The sequence below is a fragment of the Variovorax sp. 20P10.2.4 genome, assembly GCF_058244205.1.
Genome location: NZ_JBZAYE010000814.1, coordinates 1 through 2,816 on the forward strand (window position 1 = coordinate 1; position 2,816 = coordinate 2,816).

Annotated in this window: 3 protein-coding genes; all 3 read left to right on the forward strand. The window is 72.5% G+C overall.

Features of this window, described 5'->3' with window-relative positions:
* Positions 1 to 5: 5 nt before the first annotated feature.
* From AC27VN_RS37975 to AC27VN_RS37985, 3 genes are read left to right on the forward strand one after another with little or no spacing between them, the layout of a single operon-like run.
* Positions 6 to 125, forward strand: a complete 120-nt coding sequence (locus AC27VN_RS37975) for a hypothetical protein (protein ID WP_490880002.1) — start codon at positions 6 to 8, stop codon at positions 123 to 125.
* Positions 126 to 163: 38 nt separating this feature from the next.
* Positions 164 to 1,141, forward strand: coding sequence for a Bug family tripartite tricarboxylate transporter substrate binding protein (locus AC27VN_RS37980; RefSeq protein ID WP_490880000.1), 978 nt, complete (start codon positions 164 to 166; stop codon positions 1,139 to 1,141).
* Positions 1,142 to 1,145: 4 nt separating this feature from the next.
* On the forward strand, positions 1,146 to 2,702 hold the full coding sequence (locus AC27VN_RS37985) for a class I adenylate-forming enzyme family protein (protein ID WP_490880001.1): 1,557 nt from the start codon (positions 1,146 to 1,148) through the stop codon (positions 2,700 to 2,702).
* Positions 2,703 to 2,816: the final 114 nt, after the last annotated feature.

The window sequence follows — 2,816 nt, forward strand, 5'->3', positions numbered from 1 at the left end:
GGGACATCGCCAACGCCGTCTGCTTCCTGCTCTCGGACGAAGCCGCCTACATCAATGCCGCCGAGCTGCCGGTGGACGGCGGCTTGCGCCACGGCATCGCGCGCGCACCCGGCGCTGCGGCCTGAGCCCCTTCTCTTTTTCTTCCCGATTCCGGAGACAAGCCTTGAAACGACGATCCCTCCTGGGCGCCGGCGCCCTCGCGCTGGCCGCCCTCGCCACCGGTGCCATGGCGCAGACACCGGCCTGGCCGGCCAAGCCGCTGCGCCTGGTCGTGCCCTTCCCGCCCGGCGGCGCGGCCGACCTGTTCGCGCGCCTCGTGGGCACCGAGCTCGCGCAGGCGCTGGGCCAGCCGGTGATCGTGGACAACCGTCCCGGCGCCGGCGGCAACATCGGCGCGCGCGAGGTCGCCAACGCGCCGGCCGACGGCTACACGATGATGCTCGGCACCGTCGGCACGCACGCCATCAATCCCACGCTCTACGGCAACCTGCCCTACGACACGCGCAAGGCCTTCGTGCCGGTGGCGATGGTGGGCTCGGTGCCCAACGTGCTGGTGGTGAATCCCGCGCTGCCCGCCAAGACCGTGGCCGAGCTCACGGCGCTCGCGAAGCGCTCGCCGGGCAAGCTCACGATGGGCTCCTCGGGCAACGGCAGCAGCATCCACCTGTCGGGCGAGCTCTACAAGCACCTCGCGCACGTGAGCATCCTGCACGTGCCCTACCGCGGCGGCGCGGCCGCGCTGACCGACCTGATCGGCGGCCAGATCGACCTGATGTTCGACAACCTGCCGACCTCGCTGCCGCACATCGCCAAGGGCTCGCTGCGCGCGCTGGCCGTGACCGGCGCGCAGCGCTCGCCGCTGCTGCCCGAGGTCCCGACCATGGCCGAGGCCGGCCTCGCGGGCTACGAGTCCACCGCCTGGTCGGGCCTGTTCGTGCCCACCGGCGTGCCCGCGCCGGTGGTGGCGCGGCTGCACGACGAGGTCGACAAGGCGCTGCGCAGCGAGCGCGTGAAGGGGCGCTACCGCGACCTCGGCGCCGACATCCTGCCGATGCCGCAGCCGGCCTTCGACCAGTTCGTGCGCAAGGAGTACGACAAGTGGGCCGAGATCGTGCGCGTCTCGGGCGCGAAGGCGGAGTGAGCGGATGCGGCCGATCGATTTCCTGCTGCGCGCCGCGCGCCGCCATCCCGACAAGATCGCGCTCTCGGGCCCCGAGGGCGCGCTGAGTTACGCCGAGCTGCTGGCCCACACCGAGGCGCTGGCCGCCGCGTTCCAGGCGCTGGTGCCCGATCCGCGCGGGCGCATCGCGATCTGCGCGGGCAACCACCTCGCGCACGTGGTGTCGCTGTTCGCGACCCTGCTCGCGGGCCGCATCTGGGTGCCGCTCAATCCGCGCGCCGGCGCCGACGAGCTGTGCCGCATCGTCGACTTCACCGAGGCCGCGCTGGTGATCGCCGAGCACGAGCAGGCGCCCAAGCTCGAGGCCACCGGCGCGCCGCGCGTGGTCTACCGGCCGGGCGCGCTCGGCACGGCGCCCACCGCTTGCGAACTCTCGACGCTGCTGGCCGCGCACGCGGGCCACCGGCCCGCGCCGGTGCGCCACGACCTGGCCGAGATCCAGGCGATCAAGTTCACCGGCGGCACCACCGGCGCGCCCAAGGGCGTGATGCAGAGCTATCGCGCGTGGAACACGACCATCGTCTCGATCATGCAGGCGATGCGGCTCGACGCCGACGAGCGCTACCTCGCGGTGGCCTCGATCACGCACGGCACCTCGACCTTCCTGCTGCCGGTGCTCGGCAGCGGCGGCACGGTGCTGCTGCCGCGCTCGACCAGGCCGCGCGAGGTGCTCGACCAGCTCGAGCACGACCGCGTGACCGCGGTCTTCATGCCGCCCACGCTGATCTACAGCCTGCTCGAGGACCCGACGGCGCGCGGGCGCGACTGGCGCGCGCTGCGCCACTTCGTCTATGCGGCGGCGCCGATGCGCAGCGCGAAGATCGTGGAGGCGCAGCAGGTGTTCGGCCATGTCGAGACCGGCTACGGCCAGACCGAGGCGCCGGCCATCATCTCCTACATGCCGGTGGAGGACGCGCTCGATCCGCGCAACCTCGAGTCGGTGGGCCGCGCCGCGCTGATGACCGAGGTCGCGATCATGGACCCGGCCGGCGCGCTGCTGCCGCCGGGCCAGGGCGGCGAGGTGGTGGTGCGCGGCGACCTCGTGATGTCGGGCTACTGGAAGCAGCCCGAGAAGACCGCCGAGGCCTTCCACGACGGCTGGCTGCGCACCGGCGACGGCGGCTACCTCGACGAGCGCGGCTTCCTGTTCCTCAAGGACCGCATCCGCGACCTGATCATCACCGGCGGCTTCAACGTCTACCCGACCGACGTGGAGAACGTGCTGGGCCGGCATCCCGCCGTCTACGACTGCGTGGTGATCGGCGTCGACGACGACAAGTGGGGCGAGGCCGTGCATGCCGCGGTGCAGCTGCGCGAGGGCGCGGCCTGCGAGGCCGCCGAACTCGTCGCCTGGGTGCGCGAGCGGCTCGATCCCGTCAAGACGCCGAAGGCGGTGCACTTCTTCGACGCGCTGCCGCGCACCGCGAACGGCAAGGCCTCGAAGAAGGACGCACGCATCGAAGTGCTGCGGCGCATGGGCGCCGGCAGCGAGACCTCCCCACCGCATCACGCCACGCCATGAACCCGACCCCACCATCCGACCGCCACGCCCTCGTCACCGGGGGCTCCTCGGGCATCGGCCTCGCGATCTGCCGCCGCCTCATCGAGAGCGGCTGGCAGGTCACCAGCCTCGACC

What these genes read in the sequence shown, in the direction of transcription:
- AC27VN_RS37985 (WP_490880001.1), top strand. Translation starts at nt 1,146, where the DNA reads ATGCGGCCGATCGATTTCCTGCTGCGCGCCGCGCGCCGCCATCCCGAC.